Below are 22,620 nucleotides of genomic sequence, written 5' to 3' on the forward strand. Positions count from 1 at the left end.
TTTACTCACCGCCCCCGCGGCCCCCTCCGGCGGCTGTTTCAGGCGCACACCCCTTCCGCGGCGTTGCGCCCCGTGAAGGTCGGTGTCACGGAGGGGGTCGGGGTGTCCTGGTCGTCGGGCTTCCCGTCCGCCCCGTCCCCGCCCGTTTCCGCGCCGTCCTTCTTCTCGTCGCCCGGGGTCACCACGACGGCCCGGTCCTCCCGCAGTTGCGTGAAGAGCTGACTCGCCGCCGGCTGCACCAGTTCGTCCCGGTTCGCGTTGTACGTGTAGGGGCGCCGGGGGACCGTGAGGAACTGCACCTTCTCCGTCGGGATCGCCCGCATCGAACGCGCCAGGTCGTACAGGTCCCGCAGCGAGTCCAGCCCCTGGTCGGTCGTGATCGCCTTGGTGGCCGCGTCCAGGACCGGATAGAGCTTGGTCGGGTTCAGCAGCACCCCGTCGCTCTGCACCTTGCTGACCAGGGCGCCGAGGAACTGCTGCTGGCGGTCCATGCGCTCGGTGTCGCTGCCGTTGCCGATGGACTTCCGGGCCCGTACGAAGCCGAGGGCCTGCTCCCCGTGGAGCGTCTGGCGCCCCGCGGGCAGCTTCAGCTTCGCGGCCGGGTCGTTCACCGGCTCCTTGAGGCAGACCTCCACGCCGTCGACGGCGTCCACCATCTTCTTGAAGCCCCGGAAGTCGATCACCATGTGGTGGTCCACCCGGATCCCGGTCAGCTTCTCGACGGTACGGATCGTGCACGCCGTACCGCCGAACTCGAAGGCCCAGTTGAACTGCGCGAACTGCTCACGGGTCCGCGTCCCGTCCGGCTTGCGGCAGCTCGGGATCGTCACCATCAGGTCGCGGGGCAGCGAGACGGCCGTCGCGCTCTTCTTCCCCGCCGACAGGTGCAGCAGGATCGTCGTGTCCGAGCGCTGGGTGCCCTCGTCCTTGCCGTACTTGCGGTTCCCCTCCCCGGCCCGGGTGTCCGAGCCGATGAGCAGGATGTTCCGCGCGGCCGACACGTTGGCCGGCGGCCGCTCCTTCTCGTACGCCCGGAGCTCGGCGGCGGCCGTGGTGTCCGTGGTGATGTTGCCGTCGAGCTTGCGGTAGAACCACCAGCCGACCCCGGCCGCGGCCAGCACCACGAGGGAGACGCCGAGCGCCGTCCACCGCAGCCAGTGGCGTCGGCGTCGCGGCTGCTCCGGAGCGTCGGGAGCCGTGCCTTCCGCTGCCGTGCCCTCCGTCGCCGTGCCCTCCGCTGCCGGGGGATCCGGTTCGGCGGGCGTACCCGCACGGTCCGTCACGTCTGAGTCCGTCCTTCTGGCGTCGGCGGCGCGCCGGGCGGCCGCCGGTCGTAGAAGGAGACGGCCGAACCCCACGCATGGTTGTGCGGAAGGAGTCGACTCCCCCCGCCGATCATGTACCGGCGGGGGCGGGAGGGCCTGTGAACTCGGCGCGGTGCTAGGCCGAACGAGCGCTTTCCGGGGCGGCGGCCGATGCCGGACGAGTCCGACAGGGCGCTCGGTCGAGGCGGGCGGGCGCCTGCGGATCGGGAGGGAGGTGCGCTCGGTGCTCGCGGGTCAGACCTCGGTGACCGTCACCCGCTCGCTCTCCACGCGCTTGGCGAGGGACTCGGGCGACAGCTGGTCCAGGTTCCGGCAGAGGACCACGGAGCCGCCCGCCGCGAGAGGGGCGTACAGGCCCGTCGAGAGGCCCTTCCAGTCCTCGTAGCCGAGCCCGGAGAGCAACCGGGCCCCGGGGGTGAGGCCGAGGGCCTCCGCGTCCGCGCGGGCCTGCTCGACGAGCCGCGCGCCGCCGCGTTCCGTACCGTCGACGACGAGCGCGGGAGCGCCCGGATCGACCGGTACGAACGGGGCGAACCGGTCGCCCTGGCTCGGCACCTCCACCGCGTAGTCGGCGTACCCGGCGGGCGCGGCCGGGAAGCGGCGGCCCAGCGGGGCGAGGGAGAGCGCGATCCGCTCCCCGGAACAGGCGAGCCCCGCCTCGAGGGTGTCCGGTCCCGCGACCACCAGGTCCGCGTCGGCCGGGTCGCCGCCCACCTCCACGGTCACCCCGACGGACGAGCAGGCGAGCAGCCAGACGGCCGTCTGCCAGTGCGCGGGCAGCAGCAGCGCGAGCCGGTCGCCGGGCGCGGCGGACAGTTCGCCCTGGAGCAGGTTCGCCGTCTTGGCCACCCAATTGGCGAAGGTGGCGACGGACAATTCCACCCGCTCACCGGTGGCGTCGTCGTAGAAGGTGACCAAGGGGCGGGCGGGGTCCGCGGCGAGGGCGGATCGCAGCAGGTCGGCGGGGGTGCGGTCGCTGGCGTTCACGCCGGACAGCGTACGCGCGCCGCCGCGCGCGGGTCCGCCGTACCGGTGACGCCGTCCACCGGTCGGCCCGACGGGGCGTCGGTTTCCCGGCGGGTTCCCGACGCGCGGAACGACCCCGGGATACGCACGATCGGCCCATGCGTGCCTCACTCGCCTCCTCGATCGCCGTGACCTGCGCGACGGTCCTCGCCCTGCCGGTCTCTCTCGCCGCACCCGCGGCGGCCGCGGTGCCCTCGGCGCTCGGGCTGCCACCGTCGGCCTCCGCACAGCCACCCGCGCCCGAACTCCCCGGCGCCACCCAGTCGCTGCCGCTGGAGCCACTGGGTGGCGGCAGCGACCGGGCGCTGGGCGGCGGGGCGGACGACGCCGGCGTGCAGGGGCTCACCCGACGCGACGTCAGGCCCTTCTCGCTCGTCGGCGTCGTGTGGGACGACCCGGCGGCCGCCCTGCACGGCGTCGTCCAGGTCCGCACCCGCGCCACCGGCGGCGGCGTCTGGTCGGAGTGGCAGGACGTCGAGACCCACAACGAGGAGCACGGCGCCGACCCGGACACCGCGGAGGGCCACGGGCGGGCGCTCAAGGGCTCCACGGCCCCGCTGTGGGTGGGCGACTCGGACGGCGTGGAGATCCGCGTACGGGGGGACGAGCCGCTCCCCGAGGGCCTGCGACTGGAACTGGTCGACCCGGGAGATGCCCCGGGTCAGGACCCGCCGGCGACGACCACCGCGACCACCGCGGCCACGACGGCCACCGCGACCACCGCGGCCACGACGGCCACGGCGGCGACCACGGCCACGCAGGCCACGACAGCCGCGGTGACGGCGGCCGCGTGGGCCCGTACGACGGCGGCCTCGCTCGCCCTGGCCGGCCTGAACGCCGCGGAGGCGGCGGTGAGCGGCGTGAACGCCCAGCTCGCCCCGTACGGCGCGGCCTGGATCCCGGCCCTGTCGAAGGAGGCGACGGAGATCACGCTCCCGTACGTGCCGAGGACTCAGGAGGCGATGGCCCCGCCGGCACCCGAGGCCGCCCCGGACGAGGCGCAGGCCGCCGACGAGGCGCAGGCCCCGGACGAGGTCCTGGCTCCCGGCGAGGCCCAGGCCCCCGAACAGATGGCCGCCGCGAAGCCGTACATCGGCCCCCGCCCCAAGATCATCACCCGCAAGGGCTGGGGCGCCGACGAGCGCATCCGCGAGAAGGGCTTCGTCTACACCAAGAGCATCAAGGCCGCCTTCGTGCACCACAGCGCCACCGGCAACAACTACACCTGCGCCCAGGCCCCCTCCGTTCTGCGCAGTATCTACCGCTACCACGTCCAGAGCAGTGGATGGCGAGACTTCGGCTACAACTTCGCCGTCGACAAGTGCGGAAACATCTACGAAGGCCGGGCCGGGGGAGTGTCCAAGCCGGTCCTCGGCGCGCACACCCTCGGTTTCAACACCAACAGCATGGGCATCGCCGTTCTCGGCACGTTCAGCAAGAGCGCCCCGCCGACCGCCGCGGTGACCGCCGTCGCCCGTCTGACGGCCTGGAAGCTCGGGCTGCACGGGGTGAACCCGAAGGGGACGTCGTACCTCGTCTCGGGTGGCGGAAACCTGTACAAGAAGGGCAAGAAGGTGAAGTTCAACGCCATCGCGGGACACCGCGACGGATTCGCCACGGAGTGCCCCGGAGTACGGCTCTACGGCAAGCTCGGAACGGCCCGCGTGAGCTCGGCGAAGTACCAGGGAAGGCGCTGATGGGGTCATCGGGGCAACCATCTGCCTAAACTGACCGGTCATATCGCACGGACGACCGAGACGGGCGAGCTGACCAGCCCCGAACAGGAAGCAGAGACGACAAGGTGACAGAAGCGATCCTCCTGGTCGGTGGCAAGGGAACACGGCTGCGACCTCTCACGGTCAACACGCCCAAGCCCATGGTCCCGGCGGCAGGCGTCCCCTTCCTGACGCACCAGCTGGCCCGCGCCCGCGCCGCCGGCGTCGAGCACATCGTGCTCGCCACCTCCTACCTCGCCGAGGTCTTCGAGCCGCACTTCGGTGACGGCTCGGCGCTCGGCCTGAGCATCGAATACGTCACCGAGGAGGAGCCCCTCGGCACCGGCGGCGCGATACGCAACGTGGCCTCGCGGCTGCACTCGGGCCCCGACGACCCGGTCCTGATCTTCAACGGGGACATCCTCACGGGCCTCGACATCCAGGCCCTGGTCGCCACCCACTCCTCCTCCGGCGCGGACGTCTCGCTGCACCTCACGCGGGTGGAGGACCCTCGCGCCTTCGGCCTGGTCCCCACGGACGGGACGGGCCGGGTGACGGCCTTCCTGGAGAAGCCCCAGACCCCCGAAGAGATCGTCACGGACCAGATCAACGCGGGCGCGTACGTCTTCCGCCGCTCGGTCATCGACAAGATCCCCGCCGGCCGCCCGGTCTCGGTCGAACGCGAGACCTTCCCGGAACTCCTCTCCTCCGGCGCCCACCTCCAGGGCATGGTCGACTCCACGTACTGGCTGGACCTCGGTACCCCGCAGGCCTTCGTCCGCGGCTCCGCCGACCTGGTCCTGGGCCGCGCGCCCTCCCCGGCGGTCCCGGGCCGCTGCGGCGACCGGCTGGTCCTCCCGTCGGCGCGCGTCGCCCCGGACGCCAAGCTGACCGGCGGCACGGTCGTCGGCGCGGACGCGGTGGTCGGCGAGGGCGCCCGCATAACGGGCTCCACGCTGCTGGCCGGCGCGGTCGTCGAACCGGGCGCGGTGATCACCGACTCCCTGATCGGCGCGGGCGCCCGCATCGGCGCCCGCACGGTCCTGACGGGCGCGGTCATCGGCGACGGCGCGCAGGTGGGCCCCGACAACGAACTCCGCGACGGCATAAGAATCTGGTGCAACGCCACCCTCCCAGCAGCCACGATCCGCTTCTCCTCGGACCAATAACAACCGCGTCTGACGCCGCCGCGGCGGCCCCCACCCACCCGGTTGCGGGCATCCGCACCACCGGGCCGGTGCCCACCCGTTGTGGGCATTCGTTCCTCCCCCCGGACGAAGTCTGGGGGAGGGACGATTGCCCACACGGGGCTGGCAGGCGTACCGCCCGGCTACGCTCGTAACCATGGCCGGCCGCTTCAGACCCACACCCCCCACCACCCGCACCACGATCCGCGGCGGCGAAACCCCCGCACCGGCCGCCACCACCGCGCTGCCGGGCCTCGACCTCGGCCTCACCCTCGGCCCCCTCCGCCGCGGCCCCGCCGACCCCACCTTCCGCGTGACCCCCGACGGCTCGATCTGGCGGGCGAGCCGCACGCCCGACGGCCCCGGCACGATCCGGCTGTCGGTCCGGGACGGAGCGGGCGCGGCCGAGGCCTGGGGCGCGGGCGCGGCCTGGCTCCTGCACAACGCCCCCGCGCTGCTGGGCGCCGAGGACGACCCCGCCGCCTTCGTCCCCCGGCACAAACTGGTCCTGGCGACCCACCGCCGCCGCCCCGGCCTCCGGCTGACCCGCACGGGCCTGGTCCTGGAGTCGCTGATCCCGACGATCCTGGAGCAGAAGGTCACGACGACGGAGGCGTACGGGGCCTGGCGGCAGCTCGTACGGAAGTTCGGCGAGCCCGCGCCGGGCCCGGCCCCCGAAGGCATGCACGTGATGCCGGACGCGCGGACGTGGACGCAGATCCCGTCGTGGGAGTGGCACCTCGCGAACGTCGACGGCAAGCGCTCGGCGACGATCGTCCGCGCGGCCAGGGTGGCGGCCCGCCTGGAGGAGGCCGCGCTCATGGACCCGCCGGCGGCCCGCGAGCGCCTGGAACTGATCCCGGGCATCGGCCCGTGGACGAGCGCGGAGACGATCCAGCGCAGCAACGGCGCCCCGGACGAGGTCACCACGGGCGACCTCCATCTCCCCGGCATCGTCGGCTGGGCCCTGGCGGGCGACCGTACGACCGACGACGAGGCGATGCTGGAGCTCCTGGCCCCCTACGCGGGCCAACGCCACCGAGCGGCCCGCCTGATCCTCCTCAGCGGCCGGGTCCCACCCCGCAGGGCCCCCCGCATGACACCGGGCAACATCACGGCGCTCTAGAAAAAGAACACCCCCAGCCCACAGACCCCACCCCACACACCTACCGCCCCTACCGCACCGCCACGAACTCCGCAGCCGTCCGCGCCGCCCGTTCCCTCGGCGCCCCCGCCGGATGTCCGACGGCCACCGCGCCCAGCGGGTCCCAGTCGGCCGGCAGGTCGAGGACCTCCCGTACGACGTCCCGGCAGAACATCGTCGAGGACACCCACGCCGAGCCGAGCCGCTCACCGGCCAGCGCCACCAGGAAGTTCTGGACGCCCGCGCCCGCCGCCACCACGAACATCTCGCGTTCGGCCGTGTCCCGGCGGGGGTCGCCGTAGTGGTGGGAGCCGTCCATGACGAGGCAGGGCACCGCCAGGTACGGGGCGTTGCGCAGGACGTCCCCGCGCCGCACCCGCTTCGCGATGGACTCCTCGGACCGGCCGTCCCGCCGCAGGTCCTCGACCCACGCGTCCCGCATCGCGTCGAGCAGCCGTAGCCGCGACGCCGCCGACTCCAGGAGCACGAACCGCCACGGCGTGGTGTGGTGCGGGGCCGGCGCCGTCAGGGCCGCCGCGACCGCGCGCCGTACCGCCCCCGGGTCCACCGGGTCGTCGGTGAACTCCCGTACGGTCCGCCGCAGCGTCACCGCCTCCCGTACGGCCTCGGACGTGCCCAGCCGGAACATGTCGGCGGCGGCGTCGCGCACCAGCGCCCGCGCCCCCGGCTCCTCGTCCCCGCCCACCACGTGCGGAAGGCCGCGCACGACGGCGACCGGCAGACCCGCGGACTTGCCCTTCACCAGGTCGCCCGCGGCGGCGAGTTCGTCCGCCGTGGCGACCACGGTCGCACTCAGCGGATTGCCGAACGCGTCGGTCCCGCCGCGCAGATCGTCGAGGACCCGCACCCCGGCCGCACCGATCGCCACATCGGTGAGCCCGCCGCGCCAGGGACGCCCGAAGGTGTCCGTGACGACGACGCCCACATCGACGCCCAGCGCCTCCCGCAGCCCCGAACGGATGCGCCGGGCCGAGGCGTCGGGGTCCTCGGGCAGCAACAGCACGGTCCCGGCAGGGGTGTTGGACGCGTCGACCCCGGCGGCGGCCATCACGAGCCCCTGCCGGTTCTCGACGATCCGCAGGGTGCCGCGCCGCGCCACCACCCGTACCGTCTCGGCGTCGATGGCCTCCTCGCGGTCGTCGGCGGCGATCACCCGCCCCTCGGCCTTGCTCACGATCTTGGAGGTGACGAGGAGGACGTCCCCGTCGACGAGTCCGGGCGAGACGGAGGCGATCAGCTTGGCCAGATCGTCCCCGGCCGCCACCTCGGGCAGTCCGGGCAGCGCCCAGACCCGGTACCCGGGAGGTACGGCGGTCACCCGCGTACCTCCTCGGCCAGCGCCAGGGCCTCCCGCGCCATCGCGGCCGTCGCCTCGACGTCGGTCATCATCAGCGGTACCGCCCGGCAGCGGATGCCCGCCGCCTCGACGTCCGCGACGGAGCCCGCGTCGACGGTGTCGACGAGCCAGCCGTCCACGAGTTCGGAGCCGTAGTTCCGGGCGACCGCGGCCGCCGTCGACTCCACGCCGACCGCCGCGAGCACCTTGTCGGCCATGCCGCGCACGGGCGCGTCACCGACGATGGGGGAGAGGCCCACGACGGGCGCCCCGGCCGCGACGATCGCCTCACGGATCCCGGGCACGGCCAGGATCGTGCCGACGCTCACCACGGGGTTGGACGGCGGGAAGAGGATGACGTCCGCCTCGGCGATGGCCTCCAGGACCCCCGGCGCGGGCTTCGCGGCCTCCGCGCCGACCGGCACGATCGCCTTCGCGTCCACGGAGGCGCGCAGCTTCACCCAGTACTCCTGGAAGTGCACCGCGCGTTGCTCGCCGTCGACCTCGATCGCCACATGCGTCTCGACGCGGTCGTCGGACATGGGGATGAGGCGTACGCCCGGCTGCCAGCGGGCGCAGAGCGCCTCCGTGACGGCGCTCAGCGGGTAGCCGGCGCCGAGCATCTGCGTACGGACGATGTGGGTCGCGAAGTCCCGGTCGCCGAGGCCGAACCACTCGGGTCCGACGCCGTACGCCGCGAGTTCCTCCTTGACGGTGAAGGACTCGTCCGTACGTCCCCAGCCCTGTTCCTCGTTGATGCCACCGCCGAGGGTGTACATCACGGTGTCCAGGTCGGGGCAGACCTTCAGCCCGAAGAGATGGATGTCGTCACCGGTGTTGCCGATGACCGTGATCTCCGCGTCCGGCGCGGCCTGCTTGAGGCCGCGAAGGAAACGGGCACCACCGATGCCGCCGGCCAGAACCACAATGCGCATGCACAGCAGTCTCTCAGGCGACGACGACCTCAGGGGCGGGCGGGGCAGGGGAGACGGGGGCGCACTGTGCCTGGAGGGACTCGTGCATGGGCATCTCGGTGAGACCGGGGAAGTAGACGTGCAGACTGACGGCCGGTTCGAGGGAGTCGTTGACGACCTCGTGGACGTACCCCGGCGCGAACACCCGCTGCGCGCCCGGCGTGAGCGTCCGCGCGTTCCGGCCCGCCGCGTGTTCCGTACGCTCCGTCAGCTCGCCCTCCAAGACGGTCAGTACGCCGGAGGAGACCCCGTGGTCGTGGAGCCCGCTGCCCTGACCGGGCACCCAGGAGAGCAGCCACACCTCGTAGCCGGGGCCGGTGCGCAGCCGGTGGTACCAGCGGGTCGTGGCGTCGTACTCGACGTACGGGGCCCACTGGGCGCGGTCGTCGGCGATGGAGCGCGCGAGGCCGGCGAACTCGGCCACCGTCTCGGGGTGGGCGCGTTCGGGCTGGAGGAGGTGCGGGACCTCGAGGATGTCGCCGGCGATCTGAAGGTCGCTGTCCATGTTCATGGGTGGGGAGGTTCCTCAGCAGAAACAGAAGCGGTGGGGGTCACGGAGAAGAGGTGACGCGAGTGACGCAGGGTGACGCTGGGAGAAGAAGCTGGAGCTCTACGGCATCAACAGCTGGGACAGCAACAGCAACAGCGCGCCTGGACAGCGCTGCGGAACCCACGGCTGTGGGTCGCGGAGAGCGCTGCGGTCGCTGGCATGCCACCAAAGGTGGCCGGAACAGCACCCGACTGTCAACCCAATGCCCGATTTGGGGGTAATGTTTCACCTCATCCGGTTACAGTGCGCGGAGAAAGGTTTGTTCAGCCGCGGACCAGGAGAGATGGCGCTTCAACCGTGCCCGTAAACATGGCGGCGCCCGCGTGATCGACCACGCTCGGTCACCACGTGGACTCCGGCCGGTCCGTGATCGGACTGTGATCCGGATCGCTTCCATGGCTGGATCGCAACAAGATCCAAGTCTCGGACGTCCTCCCTCGTGGAGGCCGAGCACGGTGCACACCCAGGCCGGTGGCATGTGTCTCGGTTTTTGGTGATTTGAACACTTTCCGCATAGGCTTGGTTCCGCAGAGTGAATACGAGGCCCAATAGCAGATCTCGGCTTGACTCGCGCAGAGCACGAACTTGTAATTTCACTCGTGTCGTTCGGCCGGGTTCGCAACGGCAACACCACGGGGACGCACAGAACAGACGAGGGGCGCACATGACCGAGTTGTTCCAGGAACTGCTGGTCGAGGACGCGGACGAAGAACTCGGCTGGCAGGAGCGCGCGCTGTGCGCCCAGACCGATCCCGAGTCCTTCTTCCCCGAGAAGGGCGGCTCGACCCGAGAGGCCAAGAAGGTCTGCCTCGCGTGCGAGGTCCGCTCCGAATGCCTCGAATACGCCCTGCAGAACGACGAGCGGTTCGGCATCTGGGGCGGCCTCTCCGAGCGCGAGCGACGCCGCCTGAAGAAGGCCGCGGTCTGAACCGCGCGAAGCCCGCCGGGCCCCGCGCACGCCACACCACGACGAACGGTCCGCCACCTGGGGTTCACCCACAGGAGGCGGGCCGTTCCGCGTCTCCCGGAGCGAACCCGGTGCGAGCCCGGAGCGAACCCGGTGCGAGCCCAGGGCGAACCCCGTGCGAGCCCAGGGCGAACCCGGTGCGAAACCGCGCCGTCCCGGCCGTCCGCGGACGGCGTACCCCGCCGCCCGCGGACCGCATACCCGTTCCTCCCGCTCTGTCCACAGGGCGGCGGACCGCTCCGCGTGCAGCCGTTAGTGTGGGCCTCCGTCCGAGACGCTTCCCACGCCCCCCGCGGGCGACCCCGGCCGGAGGGCCCGTAGCTCGATGTCCTCAACTCCTGAGTTTCCGCGACACGTCGTCACCGCCGTGCTCGTCACCCACGACGGCGCCCGCTGGCTGCCGGACGCCCTCGCCGGGCTGCTCGCCCAGGAACGCCCCGTGCAGAACGTGGTCGCCGCCGACACCGGCAGCGCCGACGACTCGGCGCAGCTCCTCGCCGACGCCATCGGCACCGACCGCGTCCTCCACCTCGCCCGCCGCACCGGCTTCGGTGCCGCCGTCGAAGAGGCCGCCCGCACCGCGCCCCTGCTCGGACCCGAGGACCTCCCCTATCTGAAGCGCCCCAGCGGCTGGGACCCGGTCAGCCGGACCTGGAACGACGAGGCCTACGACCTCCCCGAACTCCCGCACGGCGAACCGGTCCAGTGGCTCTGGCTGCTCCACGACGACTGCGCCCCCGAGCCCGGCGCCCTCGCCGAACTCCTCCGCGTCGCCGACTCCGACACGGACGCCGCCGTCCTCGGCCCCAAACTCCGCGGCTGGTACGACAGGAAGCAGCTCCTGGAGACCGGCGTCTCCATCGCCCGCAGCGGCCGCCGCTGGACCGGACTCGACCGCCGTGAGCAGGACCAGGGCCAGCACGACCAGGTCCGCTCCGTCCTCTCCGTCTCCACCGCCGGCATGCTCGTCCGCCGCGACGTCTTCGAGGAGCTCGGCGGCTTCGACCGGCGCCTGCCCCTCATGCGCGACGACGTCGACCTGTGCTGGCGCGCCCACTCCGCCGGCCACCGCGTCCTCATCGCCCCCGACGCCGTCCTCCGGCACGCCGAGGCCTCCGCCCGCGAGCGCCGCACCGTCGACTGCGCCGGACGCACCGCCGCCAACCCGCACCGCGTCGACAAGGCCGGCGCCGTCTACACCCTCCTCGCCAACAGCCGCGGCGCCGCCCTCCCGTACGTCCTCGCCCGGCTCGTCGTCAGCACCCTGCTCCGCACCCTCGCCTACCTCGTCGGCAAGGTCCCCGGACAGGCCGTCGACGAGGTCATGGGCCTCCTCGCCACCCTGCTGCGCCCCGAGAAGATCCTCGCCGCCCGCAAGCGCCGCAAGAACCCCGTCGTCCCGGCGGGCGAACTCCGCCCGCTGTTCCCGCCGCCCGGCGCCACCGTCCGCGCCGCCGTCGAACAGTTCACCGCCAACTTCGGCGGCTCCGAGGCCGATTCCGGCGGCTCCCGCCACGGCGTCGTCGAGTCCGGACCCGGCGGCGACGACGCCGACTACCTGGAGGTCGAGCAGTTCTCCCGGCTCAAGAAGATCGCCCGCAAGCCGGGCCCGGTCCTCTTCGCCCTCCTGCTCCTCATCTCCCTGGTCGCCTCCCGCAACCTCTTCGCCGGCGGCTCGCTGGCCGGCGGCGCCCTGCTGCCTGCGCCCGACACCGTCTCCGAACTCTGGTCGCGGTACGCCGACGGCTGGCACCCCCTCGGCACCGGCGGCACCCAGACCGCCCCGCCCTACCTCGCCGTCCTGGCCGCGCTCTCCGCGCTGTTCCTCGGCTCCACCTCCACCGCGCTGACCCTGCTGCTCGTCTGCTCGGTCCCGCTCGCCGGCTTCACCGCGTACTTCGCCGCCCGCGGCATCGTCGAGTCCCGCCTCCTGCGCGCGTGGGGCGCCATCGCGTACGCGTTCCTGCCCGCCGCCACCGGGGCCCTCGCCACCGGCCGGCTCGGCACCGCGGTCCTCGCGATCCTGCTGCCGCTGATGGCCCGCGCCGCCGTCGCCGCCCACGGCTTCAACCGGCCTGACCGGGGCAGCTGGCGCGCCACCTGGGTGTACACCTTCCTGCTGACCTTCGCGACCGCGTTCACGCCGGTGGTCTGGCCGCTCGCCGTCCTCCTCGGCCTCGGCGTGCTCGTCGTACGCCGCTCCGACATCACCGCGTACGGGCTGCGCTTCCTCGCCGCCGTCGGCACCCCGCTCCTCGTCCTCGCGCCCTGGTCGCTGACCCTGCTCACCGACCCGGCCGCGTTCCTGCGCGAGGCCGGCCTCGACATCCGTACCGGCACGGCCACCGCGCTCGACCTGCTCGGCACCAGCCCCGGCGGGCCCGGCACCACCGGCGGCCTCCTGTTCGCCGGCCTCGTCCTCGCCGGCCTGGCCGGACTGCTGCGCGAGGAGCGGCAGCTCGCCGTCCGCGCCGCCTGGGCCGCCGGCCTCGCCGGACTCCTCTTCGCCGCCCTGTCCAACGGCGCGGGCGGCACCGGCTGGGCCGGACCCGCCACCCTCGTCTACGGCGCCGCCCTCATCGCCGCCGGCATGATCGGTGCCGAGGGCGGCCGCACCCGCGTCGCCGCCCACGGCTTCGGCTGGCGCCAGCCCGTCGCCGCCCTCATCGCCCTCGCCTGCGCCCTCGGCCCCGCCGTCGCCGCCGCCGGCTGGATGATCGCCGGCGCCGACGGCCCGCTGACCCGACGCGACCCGGTCCAGGTCCCGGCCTTCGTCGCCGAGGAGTCCGGCACCCGCGACCAGCCCCGCACCCTCGTCCTCGGCGGCACCTCGCCCGGCGAGGTCACGTACACCCTGGTCCGCGGCTCCGGCGCCCGCCTCGGCGACGGCGAACTCACCGCGGGCGCCGAGGACGACCCCCGCCTGGACGACGTCGTCGCCCACCTGGTCGCCGGCTCCGGCGCCGACCAGACCCAGCAGCTCAGCGGCTACGCGATCCGTTACGTCCTGGTACGGGACGGGGCACCCCGCCAGATGAGCCGCGTCCTCGACTCCACCCCCGGACTCAGCCGCCTCAGCCAGCTCGACGGCAGCGCGCTCTGGCGCGTGGACCGCGAGATCGCCCGCCTCATGATCGTCCCGCCGGCCGCGAAGGCCACGGACGGGACGACGGGCGAGTCGACCGACGAGTCCACGGCGAAGCCCGCCGACGCCGCGAAGGAATCGGCCCCGGTCGCCGTCGCCGCAGGCCCCGTCGAGGCGCACACCGAGATCCCGGCCGGCCCCACCGGCCGCGTCCTGCGCCTCGCCGACCGCGCCGACGAGGGCTGGACCGCCACCCTCGACGGCAAGGAGCTGACCCGCACCACCGTCGACGGCTGGGCCCAGGGCTTCGAACTCCCCGCCCAGGCCGGCCGCCTCGACCTCACGTACGACCAGCCGCTCACCCACACCGCGTGGATCTGGGCCCAGGTCGGCCTCGCCGTCGTCCTCCTCGTCCTCGCCCTGCCCGGCCGGCGCCGCGAGATCGACGACGACCTGCCCGAGGAGGAGCTCGCGATCCCGGCCCAGGCGTTGGAGGGCGACGGCCGTCGGGCCCGCCGACTGCGCGCCGCGGCGGAGGCGGAGGCCGAGGCCGAGGCCGCCGGAACCGCAGAGACCGGCCAGAACCCGGCACCGGAGACCACCGCGATCCCGGGGCAGCAGTCCCAGGAGCCCCAGGGATGGGACGGCGGCTACGACCCCGCCTACGCCCAGGCCCAGGAACAGCCGCAGGGCGACCACCAGGAGCAGCCCCAGCCCCAGGCGTACGCCGAGCAGGGCGGCTACTACCAGGAGTACGCGGCCGACCCGTACCAGCAGCAGCCGTACGCGTACCCCCAGCAGGGCTACGAGCAGCAGCCGCAGCAGTACGACCAGCAGCAGCCGTACCCCGACCAGGGCTACGACCAGCAGCAGTACGACCCGCAGCAGGCGCAGTACGGCGGGCAGCAGTACGAACAGCAGCCGCAGCAGTACGACCCGCAGCAGTACGACTCGTACAACTACGGCTACGGGCACCCCCAGGGCCACGAGACCGAGCAGCGTCCCGACGGGAGCAGCAACCAGTGAAGCGCACGACCCTCTCCCTGATCGCGGGCGCCACGGCGCTCGCCGCCGTCACCGGCTTCGCGTCCCTCACCACCCCGGACGGCACCGCCGCCCCCCAGGTCAAGGCGCCCACCCGACTGCCGGTCGAGCGGGCCGGCCTGGCCTGCCCGGTGCCCAGCACCTCCGAGGTGGCCGAGACCCTCTACACCTCGTACACCCCGCTCAGCGGCGGTACGGCCCCGGCGAAGGGCAGCACGAGCGGCACGGGCAGCACCGGCGGCACGGCGGGCACGGGCGGCTCCGGCACGGCCGACAAGCCTGCCGCCGCCACCGCCCGGCTGCGGCCCGCGACGAGCGCGACGACCTCCGGCGGCGCCACCAAGGGCGGCAAGAAGGCGAAGGCCCCGGCCACCGTCACCGCCCCCGGCAAGCCCGTCACCGCCGAGGCGAACGGCCCCGCCGCACCCGCCCTCACCGGCGCGGCGACCGGCACCCTCGCCCCCGGCTGGACCGTCCAGCAGACAACCGTCGTCCCGGCCGGCGGCGCCCGCGGCCTCCTCGGCCTGAGCTGCGGCGCCCCCGACACCGACTTCTGGTTCCCCGCGGCCTCCACCGCCAAGGAACGCCAGGACTACGTCCACCTCACCAACCCGGACGACACGGCCGCCGTCGCCGACATCGAGCTGTACGGCCCCGAGGGCGTCCTCAAGTCCCAGTTCACCGAGGGCATCCCGGTACCCGCCCGCTCCACGGTCCCCGTCCTGCTCTCCACCCTCACCAGCGAGGCCGCGCAGCAGTCCGTCACCGTCCACGTCACCACCCGCAGCGGACGGGTCGGCGCGGCCATCGGCTCCGCCGACGAGAAGCTCGGCAGCGACTGGATCGCCGCCTCGGCGGACCCGGCGAGCACCGCCGTGCTCCCCGGCATCCCGGCCGACGCCACCTCCGTACGCCTGGTGGCGTTCGTCCCGGGCGAGGACGACGCCGACCTGAAGGTCCAGCTGGTCACCCGGAGCGGCACGATCGTCCCGGCGGGCGCCGGCTCCCTGCACGTGAAGTCGGGGATGACGGCCTCCGTCGAGCTGCCGGACCTCACCCGGGGCGAGGTGGGCTCGCTGATGCTCAGCCCGAGCGACCCGAAGAAGTCCACCCCGGTCGTGGCCGCCCTGCGGGTGGTCCGCGGCAAGGGCGAGGACACCGAGGTCGCCTTCGTACCGGCGACCGGGGCGATCTCAGCCCGCGCGACGATCGCCGACAACCGGGCCAAGGGGACGACGCTCGCCCTGACCGCCGTCGGCGCGGACGCACAGGTCAAGGTCACCGCCTCGGCGGGTTCCGGCGGGGGGACGCCCGTGTCGAGGACGGTGACGGTCAAGGGCGGCACCACGACGGCCCTGACCGACCTGGTCCCCCAGGGCCTCAAGGGCTCCTACGCGCTGACCGTCGAACCGGTCTCGGGCGGCAAGGTCTACGCGGCCAGGACGCTGGCGGTGCCGCTGGACGACACCCCGATGTTCACGGTCCAGACCTTCGTCGACGACCGGGGCACGGTCGAGGTCCCGTCGGCCCGCCAGGACCTGGGCGTCCTGGACTAGCAGCGATGCGGGTCAGTCCTGCCCGTACCGGGGATCGACGGACTCGGGGGAGAGCCCGAGCAGCTCGGCGACCTGCTCCACGACGACCTCGTGGACGAGGAGCGCCCGCTCGTCCCGGTTCTTGGAGCGGATCTCGATCGGCCGCCGGTAGACGATCACCCGGGCGGGATCGTCCTTCCCGGCGGGCGACGAGCCGCCCAGGGGCACCGTCTCGCCCGGCACCGTCGGCGGCACCTCCATGATGAGGAACTCGACGTCGGCGAGCTGCGGCCAGCGCCGCTCCAGGCGCTCCACCGAGTCGAGGACGAGATCGCGGAAGGTGTCGGCCCGGCTCGTGGAGAGCGGCACCTGGGGCGGGGCGACCGGTCCCCGCATCCCGCGGCCGTGCCGGTCGCGGCGGCGAACCCGGGGCTCCGCCGGGGGCTCCGTGGAGTGGTGCGGAGGGCTCGGCGGCACAGGACTGTCCATCACTGACGCAGCGTAACCCTCATCGGCGCCCGCGCACCGTGGCGCATCCTCGCCACCTCCCCTGGCGCTCCGGGTCCACCACTCCACCCCCTGTCCGAACCTGAACGTTCCGGCCAACCGTCCGCCCGATTCGAGGGCTGCTCGGGATCGGCCATCTGGCCGTGGTTGACCGGATCCATACCCCCGAGTGTCCGGATCGACTCCCGGCGCCACCCCCTTGTGCCCCCTCCCGCGCAGGTCGGAGCGGCCGCCACTCGAAGGGGGGTGGCGGAGGTCACAGCGCGACACGGTGGAGTGACCTGAGGGAGAGTCGTCGCGGCCCGCTCAAGAGTGCGGTACCGTCCAACGTCGTGAGCCCTGTACGTCGCTGTTCGCGCACTGCGTGCGGCCGCCCTGCCGTCGCGACACTGACGTACGTCTATGCCGACTCGACTGCGGTCCTCGGCCCGCTCGCCACCTACGCCGAGCCCCACTGCTACGACCTGTGCGCCCAGCACAGCGAGCGCCTGACCGCCCCACGGGGGTGGGAGGTCGTGCGGCTGACCGACGGTTCCGCCCCCGCCCGCCCCAGCGGCGACGACCTCGAAGCCCTGGCCAACGCGGTACGGGAGGCGGCCCGCCCCCAGGAACGCGCGGCCGAGGCCGGCGGCAAGGGCGGCGGAGGCCGCGGCGGCGACCCCATGGAGGTCGGGCGCCGAGGGCATCTGAGAGTGCTGCGTTCCCCGGACAACTGAGCGCAACCGGCCACCGTCCGCGTACCCCCTCCCCGCTCCGGGTAGTTTTGGCGTTCCGTACACGCGCCGCACACGCGTGCCGAGAACTCAGGAGGGTGGATCCGTGACTGCCGATCTGTCGCAGATCGTGAAGGCGTACGACGTCCGCGGAGTGGTACCCGACCAGTGGGACGAGTCGCTCGCCGAGCTCTTCGGTGCCGCCTTCGTACGGGTGACGGACGCGGACGCGATCGTCGTCGGCCACGACATGCGCCCCTCGTCGCCCGGCCTCGCGGACGCCTTCGCCCGTGGCGCGGCCCGACTCGGCGCCGACGTCACCCTGATCGGACTCTGCTCCACCGATCAGCTGTACTTCGCCTCCGGCAGCTTCGACCTGCCCGGAGCCATGTTCACCGCCTCGCACAACCCGGCCCAGTACAACGGCATCAAGATGTGCCGCGCGGGCGCCGCCCCGGTGGGCCAGGACACGGGCCTGGCGGAGATCCGGGAGCTGGCCGAGGGCTGGTCGGAGACCGGCGCGCCGGAAGCGGCGGAGACCGAGGGCACGATCACCCACCGCGACACCCTCAAGGACTACGCGCAGTACCTGAAGTCCCTGGTGGACCTGACGGCGATCCGCCCCCTCAAGGTCGTGGTGGACGCCGGCAACGGCATGGGCGGCCACACGGTCCCCACGGTCTTCGAGGGCCTGCCGCTGGACGTCGTCCCGATGTACTTCGAGCTGGACGGCACGTTCCCGAACCACGAGGCGAACCCGCTGGACCCGAAGAACATCGTCGACCTCCAGGCCCGCGTCCTGGCCGAGGGCGCCGACCTCGGACTGGCCTTCGACGGCGACGCCGACCGCTGCTTCGTCGTGGACGAGCGCGGCGAGCCGGTCTCGCCGTCGGCGATCACGGCCCTGGTGGCGGCCCGCGAACTCGCGAAGCACCCCGGCGGAACGATCATCCACAACCTGATCACCTCGTGGTCGGTGCCGGAGGTCGTCCGCGAGCAGGGCGGCGAGCCGGTCCGTACGCGGGTCGGCCACTCCTTCATCAAGGAGGAGATGGCGAAGAGCGGCGCGATCTTCGGCGGCGAGCACTCGGCGCACTACTACTTCAAGGACTTCTGGAACGCGGACACGGGCATGCTGGCCGCCCTCCACGTCCTGGCGGCCCTGGGCGGCCAGGAAGGCGCGCTGTCGCCCCTGGTGGCGGCGTACGACCGCTACGCGTCCTCGGGCGAGATCAACTCGACGGTGGCGGACCAGCGGGCGAGCGCGGCCAAGGTCAAGGCGGCGTACGAGACCGGGGACGTCACCCTCGACGACCTGGACGGCCTGACGGTGACGGCGGCGGACTGGTGGTTCAACCTCCGCGCCTCCAACACCGAGCCGCTGCTGCGCCTCAACGTCGAGGCCCGCGACGAGGCGACGATGGCGAGGATCCGCGACGAGGTCCTGGCCCTGGTCCGCGCCACGGCCTGACCTCCACGCGCCACCCACCGCCGGGGAACGGGGCACCCCCCGTCCCCCGGCGGTAGGCTGACCTGGCCCGAAACCGCTTGTTCGAAGGGACACCCCATGCCGCTCGAAGCCGGCCTCCTGGAGATCCTGGCCTGCCCCGCGTGCCACGCTCCACTGAACGACCGCACGGCGGACGAAACCCCCGAACTCATCTGCACGAGCCCCGACTGCGGCCTCGCCTACCCGGTCCGCGACAACATCCCGGTCCTCCTGACGGACGAGGCCCGCCGCCCGTAACCGGGGACAGCGGCACGGAGCTACCTCACGGCGACGCCAGTAGGAGCGACCCGATGGGTGATCTCGCACCACAGGGCGCCCGGATCCCCGCCCCAGACCAAGCACCGCACGAAAACCGGGCAAGCCAGGGGCCGGGCCGTACGGCATGGGCGCAGGTTCTGCGACGCACGGCGCACAGTCAGAGGCCAGGCCCGTACGGCAGGGCCTGGGACCACGTCGCATGGCGTGGGACGTCAGGCTTGTGCCGCCCGGCAGGCCCTGCGGCGCACGGGCAGAGGCTCGGCCTGTACGGCGAGGGTCGCGGGCGCGTGTCGTGTGGCGTGGGTTCAGGCGTGTGCCGCCCGGCAGGCTCCCCTGCGTCGCACGGGCAGAGGCTCGGCCTGTACGGCGAGGGTCGCGGGCGCGTGTCGTGTGGCGTGGGTTCAGGCGTGTGCCGCCCGGCAGGCTCCCCTGCGTCGCACGGGCAGAGGCTCGGCCTGTACGGCGAGGGCCTCGGGCGCGTGTCGAGTGGCGTGGGCTCAGGTTCGTGCCGCCCGGCAGACTCTGCGGCTTACGGGCAGAGGCTCGGCCTGTACGGCCAAGGGTCTCGGGCGCGTGTCGTCCGGCCACTGCCCTGGTGCACGGGTGTACGGGCAGGGGCCCGGCCCGTACGGCAAGGCCGTCTCGTGTCGCGAGGGAGTCGGGAGACTTGCCATCCGGCACAGGCTTGGTCCGCAGGGCCGGGGACCGGGCCGCGTCGGCCTCAGGTTCGCGCCGCATGGCGCGGAATCCAGCTCGTGCCACCCGGCACGGGGTGCTCGCCACCAGCACGGCATCCCCCACGCCCGACCGACCTACCCGCTCCCGCAGCCCCGCGCGCCCGGCCCCACCCTGCCTCGACCTGGCGCTTCCCGACGGACCCGCCTCTCCTGTCCCCCCGGAGGGTCCGCCGCCAACGGCGAGCACCCCCCCCACGGGGAAGCCCGCACCTCTGCCATCCCACCTGCACGGGTGGTGCGGGTGGGAACCGACAAGCCCGGCAAAAGGCCGGGCGCACCACAAGCACCCCGCACCCGCACCGCGCCCGCACCACAAGCCCCGCACCATAGAAGGTGCACGCACCACCAGGCACCCACCTAAGCCGCCCGCACCTAAGCCGCCCGCACCAAGGGCCCCGCACCAAGACCCACCCCCCAAGCCCCCCGCAGGGGCCCGCGACGACGACGCGACCGGAGGCACCCGCCCCATGCTCGACGAGACCCTCCTCGACGCCCCGGACGACCTCGCCCTGGCAGACCGCCGCGGCCTCCTCCGAGGCGCCGCCGAAGCCGGCGCCCGGGTACGGACGGCGGCCCGGCACGCCTCCGAGGCCGGCATCGCGGACCTCCACCCCGAGGGCCGCCCCCGCGCCGTACTCGTCGCCGGCCCAGGCACCGCCGCCGCGGCCGTCGCCGACCTGATCGGCGCCCTCGCAGGAGCCTCGGCTCCCGTCGTACGCCTCCAGCCGACCGGCGTCGCCCCCGCCGCGGGCGCCCTGCGCTGGGCGCTGCCCGGCTGGGCGGGCTCCGTGGACCTCCTGCTGCTGCCGACGACGGACGGCTCCGAACCGGGCCTGGCGCTCCTCGCGGAGCAGGCGTACCGCCGCGGGATCACCGTCGTCGCCGTGGCGCCCAAGGCCTCGCCGCTGACGGAGACGGTCAGCGGCTCACGCGGTCTGTTCGTGCCGATGGCCATCGCCCCCAACGAGGCGCCGAACGAGTACGCCGAGAACATCGCGGCGAGCCCCGGCACGCTGTGGGCCCTGTTCACCCCGCTGCTCATGCTGCTGGACCGGGTGGGTCTCCTGGAGGCCCCGCCCGAGGCCCTGGAGAAGGTCGCCGACCGGCTGGACCGTATGGCGGAGCGCTGCGGACCGGCCATCGCCACGTACAGCAACCCGGCGAAGACGCTCGCCGCCGAGCTCGCGGACACGCTGCCGCTGATCTGGACGGAGGGCGCGGCCGCGGGCCCGGTGGGCCGCAGGTTCGCCGCGGTCCTGGCGGAGCTCGCGGGTCTGCCGGCGCTTGCGGCGGAACTCCCCGAGGCCCTCCCGGCCCATGGCGTACTCCTCGCGGGTGACTACGCGGCGGGCGCGGACCCGGAGGACTTCTTCCGTGACCGGGTGGAGGAGCCGCAGGCGCTCCGCGCCCGGGTGGTCCTGTTGAGGGACCGTCCGTCGGACGGTCTGACCGCCGCACACGCGGCCCGCGAACTGGCGCTGAGCCACGAGACGGCGATCAGCGAGCTGGAACCGGAGGAAGGCGATGACCTGGAGACCCTGGCAGAACTGCTCGCGGTGACCGACTTCGCGGCGGTCTACCTCTCCCTGGCGACTCCGGGCCGCACGGCCCTCTGAAAAGCCCACCCCCCACCCGCTCCACCCCCACCCCGACACCCACCCCCACCCGCCCCACCACCCCCAACCCCCACAACATCCACCCCCACACCCACGTCCACCACCCCGTAACCCACCCGTCACCCGCCCCCTGTCATCTGTCTCCCGACACCCCTGACCTCACCGTCCGTCACCACCCCGAGGAGCTGGCAGGCACCATGGACCGCCTCGTCAACACCGTTCGCCCCTACGCCTGGGGATCCACGACGGCCATCCCGGAGCTGCTCGGAGTCGCCCCGACCGGCGAACCGCAGGCCGAGATGTGGATGGGCGCCCACCCCGGCGCCCCCTCCCGCACCGAGCGCGGCTCGCTGAACGCGCTGATCGACGCCGACCCCGTAGGCGAACTGGGGAAGCCTTCCGTCGACAAGTTCGGCCCGCGCCTGCCGTTCCTGCTGAAGGTGCTCGCCGCCGGTGCCCCGCTCTCCCTCCAGGCCCACCCCGACCTCGCCCAGGCACAGGCGGGTCACGCGGCCGAGGAAGCCGCGGGCATCCCGATCGACGCCCCGCACCGCACGTACAAGGACGCCAACCACAAGCCCGAGCTGATCTGCGCGCTCACCCCCTTCGAGGGGCTGTGCGGTTTCCGCGCGCCGGCCGAGGCCGCGGACCTGCTCGCCGCGCTCGGTGTCGACTCGCTCAAGCCGTACGTCGACCTCCTGCACGCCCACCCCGAGGAGGCCGCGCTCCGCGAGGTCCTGACGGCGCTGCTGACCGCCGACCCGGAGGAGATGGCGCACACCGTGGCGGAGGCGGCCGCCGCCGCGGACCGGCTCGGCGGCGAGCACGCCCCGTACGCGAGCCTCGCCCACCACTACCCGAGCGACCCCGGCGTCCTCGCCGCGATGCTCCTCAACCCGGTCACGCTCCAGCCCGGCGAGGCCCTCTACCTGGGCGCTGGCGTCCCGCACGCGTACCTCTCGGGCCTCGGCGTCGAGATCATGGCCAACTCCGACAACGTGCTGCGCTGCGGACTCACCCCCAAGCACATCGACGTCCCCGAACTCCTGCGCGTGGTCCGCTTCGAGCCAGCCGACCCCACCGTCCTGCGCCCCGAGGCCTCCCCGTCCGGGGAGGAGGTCTACGACACCCCGATCGACGAGTTCCGCCTCTCCCGTTTCGTACGGCCAGACGGCGCCGCCCCGACCGACCTGACGAGCCCCGCCCCGCAGATCCTGCTCGCCGTCGCGGGCCGCCCGAAGGCGGGCGAAGTGACCCTCGCCGCCGGCGAATCCGTCTTCGTGCCCGCGGGCGAGAAGGCCGAACTCTCCGGTACGGGGACGGTCTTTCGCGCCACCGTCGTGGCCTGATGCAACAATGACCGGCCGAAC

17 protein-coding genes are annotated in these 22,620 nt (G+C 73.4%); 11 read left to right on the forward strand and 6 right to left on the reverse strand.

The window, feature by feature from the left end; genetic code table 11:
* Positions 1-38 precede the first annotated feature (38 nt).
* Positions 39-1,283 (reverse strand): LCP family protein, encoded by a 1,245-nt coding sequence (locus N5875_RS23760; RefSeq protein WP_338495776.1) that lies wholly within the window; start codon positions 1,281-1,283, stop codon positions 39-41.
* A gap of 276 nt (positions 1,284-1,559) precedes the next feature.
* Entirely contained in the window at positions 1,560-2,312 is a 753-nt protein-coding gene (locus tag N5875_RS23765; RefSeq protein WP_338495777.1) for a TIGR03089 family protein, read from the reverse strand.
* Positions 2,313-2,449: 137 nt separating this feature from the next.
* On the opposite strand from N5875_RS23765, the gene N5875_RS23770 reads away from it, so the two are divergent.
* The 3 genes from N5875_RS23770 to N5875_RS23780 all read left to right on the forward strand — a co-directional run bounded on the left by N5875_RS23770 (position 2,450) and on the right by N5875_RS23780 (position 6,379).
* The gene (locus N5875_RS23770) at positions 2,450-4,048 is read left to right on the forward strand and encodes a peptidoglycan recognition protein (RefSeq protein WP_338495779.1); all 1,599 of its coding nucleotides are present in this window, start codon (positions 2,450-2,452) and stop codon (positions 4,046-4,048) included.
* A 104-nt stretch (positions 4,049-4,152) separates the two neighbouring features.
* Positions 4,153-5,235 carry an NDP-sugar synthase gene (locus N5875_RS23775; protein WP_318210114.1) on the forward strand — a complete coding sequence of 361 codons (1,083 nt, stop codon included), beginning with the start codon at positions 4,153-4,155 and terminating at the stop codon, positions 5,233-5,235.
* Positions 5,236-5,410: 175 nt separating this feature from the next.
* A complete protein-coding gene (locus tag N5875_RS23780) occupies positions 5,411-6,379 on the forward strand; it encodes a DNA-3-methyladenine glycosylase 2 family protein (protein ID WP_318210113.1) in 969 nt (322 codons plus the stop codon).
* 49 nt (positions 6,380-6,428) lie between these two features.
* Here N5875_RS23780 and N5875_RS23785 read toward each other — a convergent pair whose 3' ends face one another.
* From N5875_RS23785 to N5875_RS23795, 3 genes are read right to left on the reverse strand one after another with little or no spacing between them, the layout of a single operon-like run.
* Positions 6,429-7,736, reverse strand: coding sequence for a coenzyme F420-0:L-glutamate ligase (locus N5875_RS23785; RefSeq protein WP_338495782.1), 1,308 nt, complete (start codon positions 7,734-7,736; stop codon positions 6,429-6,431).
* Positions 7,733-8,689, reverse strand: coding sequence for a 2-phospho-L-lactate transferase (cofD, locus tag N5875_RS23790; RefSeq protein WP_338495784.1), 957 nt, complete (start codon positions 8,687-8,689; stop codon positions 7,733-7,735). The genes N5875_RS23785 and cofD overlap by 4 nt, the downstream gene beginning before the upstream one ends.
* Positions 8,690-8,702: 13 nt before the next feature.
* A complete protein-coding gene (locus tag N5875_RS23795; protein ID WP_318210110.1) occupies positions 8,703-9,239 on the reverse strand; it encodes a cysteine dioxygenase family protein in 537 nt (178 codons plus the stop codon).
* A gap of 703 nt (positions 9,240-9,942) precedes the next feature.
* Between N5875_RS23795 and N5875_RS23800 the strand changes: the two genes are divergently transcribed.
* The 3 genes from N5875_RS23800 to N5875_RS23810 all read left to right on the forward strand — a co-directional run bounded on the left by N5875_RS23800 (position 9,943) and on the right by N5875_RS23810 (position 15,930).
* Positions 9,943-10,206, forward strand: a complete 264-nt coding sequence (locus N5875_RS23800) for a WhiB family transcriptional regulator (RefSeq protein WP_015033978.1) — start codon at positions 9,943-9,945, stop codon at positions 10,204-10,206.
* 364 nt (positions 10,207-10,570) lie between these two features.
* The gene (locus N5875_RS23805) at positions 10,571-14,356 is read left to right on the forward strand and encodes a glycosyltransferase family 2 protein (protein ID WP_338495817.1); all 3,786 of its coding nucleotides are present in this window, start codon (positions 10,571-10,573) and stop codon (positions 14,354-14,356) included.
* Complete coding sequence (locus N5875_RS23810) at positions 14,353-15,930, forward strand: DUF5719 family protein (protein ID WP_338495819.1); 1,578 nt, start codon at positions 14,353-14,355, stop codon at positions 15,928-15,930. The genes N5875_RS23805 and N5875_RS23810 overlap by 4 nt, the downstream gene beginning before the upstream one ends.
* A gap of 12 nt (positions 15,931-15,942) precedes the next feature.
* Here N5875_RS23810 and N5875_RS23815 read toward each other — a convergent pair whose 3' ends face one another.
* The gene (locus N5875_RS23815; protein ID WP_318210107.1) at positions 15,943-16,398 is read right to left on the reverse strand and encodes a metallopeptidase family protein; all 456 of its coding nucleotides are present in this window, start codon (positions 16,396-16,398) and stop codon (positions 15,943-15,945) included.
* 299 nt (positions 16,399-16,697) lie between these two features.
* Between N5875_RS23815 and N5875_RS23820 the strand changes: the two genes are divergently transcribed.
* From N5875_RS23820 to manA, 5 genes are all read left to right on the forward strand, one after another.
* The gene (locus N5875_RS23820; protein WP_318210203.1) at positions 16,698-17,132 is read left to right on the forward strand and encodes a DUF3499 domain-containing protein; all 435 of its coding nucleotides are present in this window, start codon (positions 16,698-16,700) and stop codon (positions 17,130-17,132) included.
* A gap of 103 nt (positions 17,133-17,235) precedes the next feature.
* Positions 17,236-18,600: a phosphomannomutase/phosphoglucomutase gene (locus tag N5875_RS23825; protein WP_318210106.1), complete on the forward strand. Its 1,365-nt coding sequence runs from the start codon at positions 17,236-17,238 to the stop codon at positions 18,598-18,600.
* A gap of 96 nt (positions 18,601-18,696) precedes the next feature.
* Positions 18,697-18,876 (forward strand): Trm112 family protein, encoded by a 180-nt coding sequence (locus tag N5875_RS23830; RefSeq protein WP_073915537.1) that lies wholly within the window; start codon positions 18,697-18,699, stop codon positions 18,874-18,876.
* A gap of 1,225 nt (positions 18,877-20,101) precedes the next feature.
* The gene (locus tag N5875_RS23835; RefSeq protein WP_318210105.1) at positions 20,102-21,250 is read left to right on the forward strand and encodes an SIS domain-containing protein; all 1,149 of its coding nucleotides are present in this window, start codon (positions 20,102-20,104) and stop codon (positions 21,248-21,250) included.
* A gap of 197 nt (positions 21,251-21,447) precedes the next feature.
* Complete coding sequence (gene manA / locus N5875_RS23840; RefSeq protein ID WP_318210104.1) at positions 21,448-22,599, forward strand: mannose-6-phosphate isomerase, class I; 1,152 nt, start codon at positions 21,448-21,450, stop codon at positions 22,597-22,599.
* The last annotated feature ends 21 nt before the right edge of the window (positions 22,600-22,620 follow it).

This window comes from Streptomyces sp. SJL17-4, assembly GCF_036826855.1.
Lineage (GTDB): Bacteria > Actinomycetota > Actinomycetes > Streptomycetales > Streptomycetaceae > Streptomyces.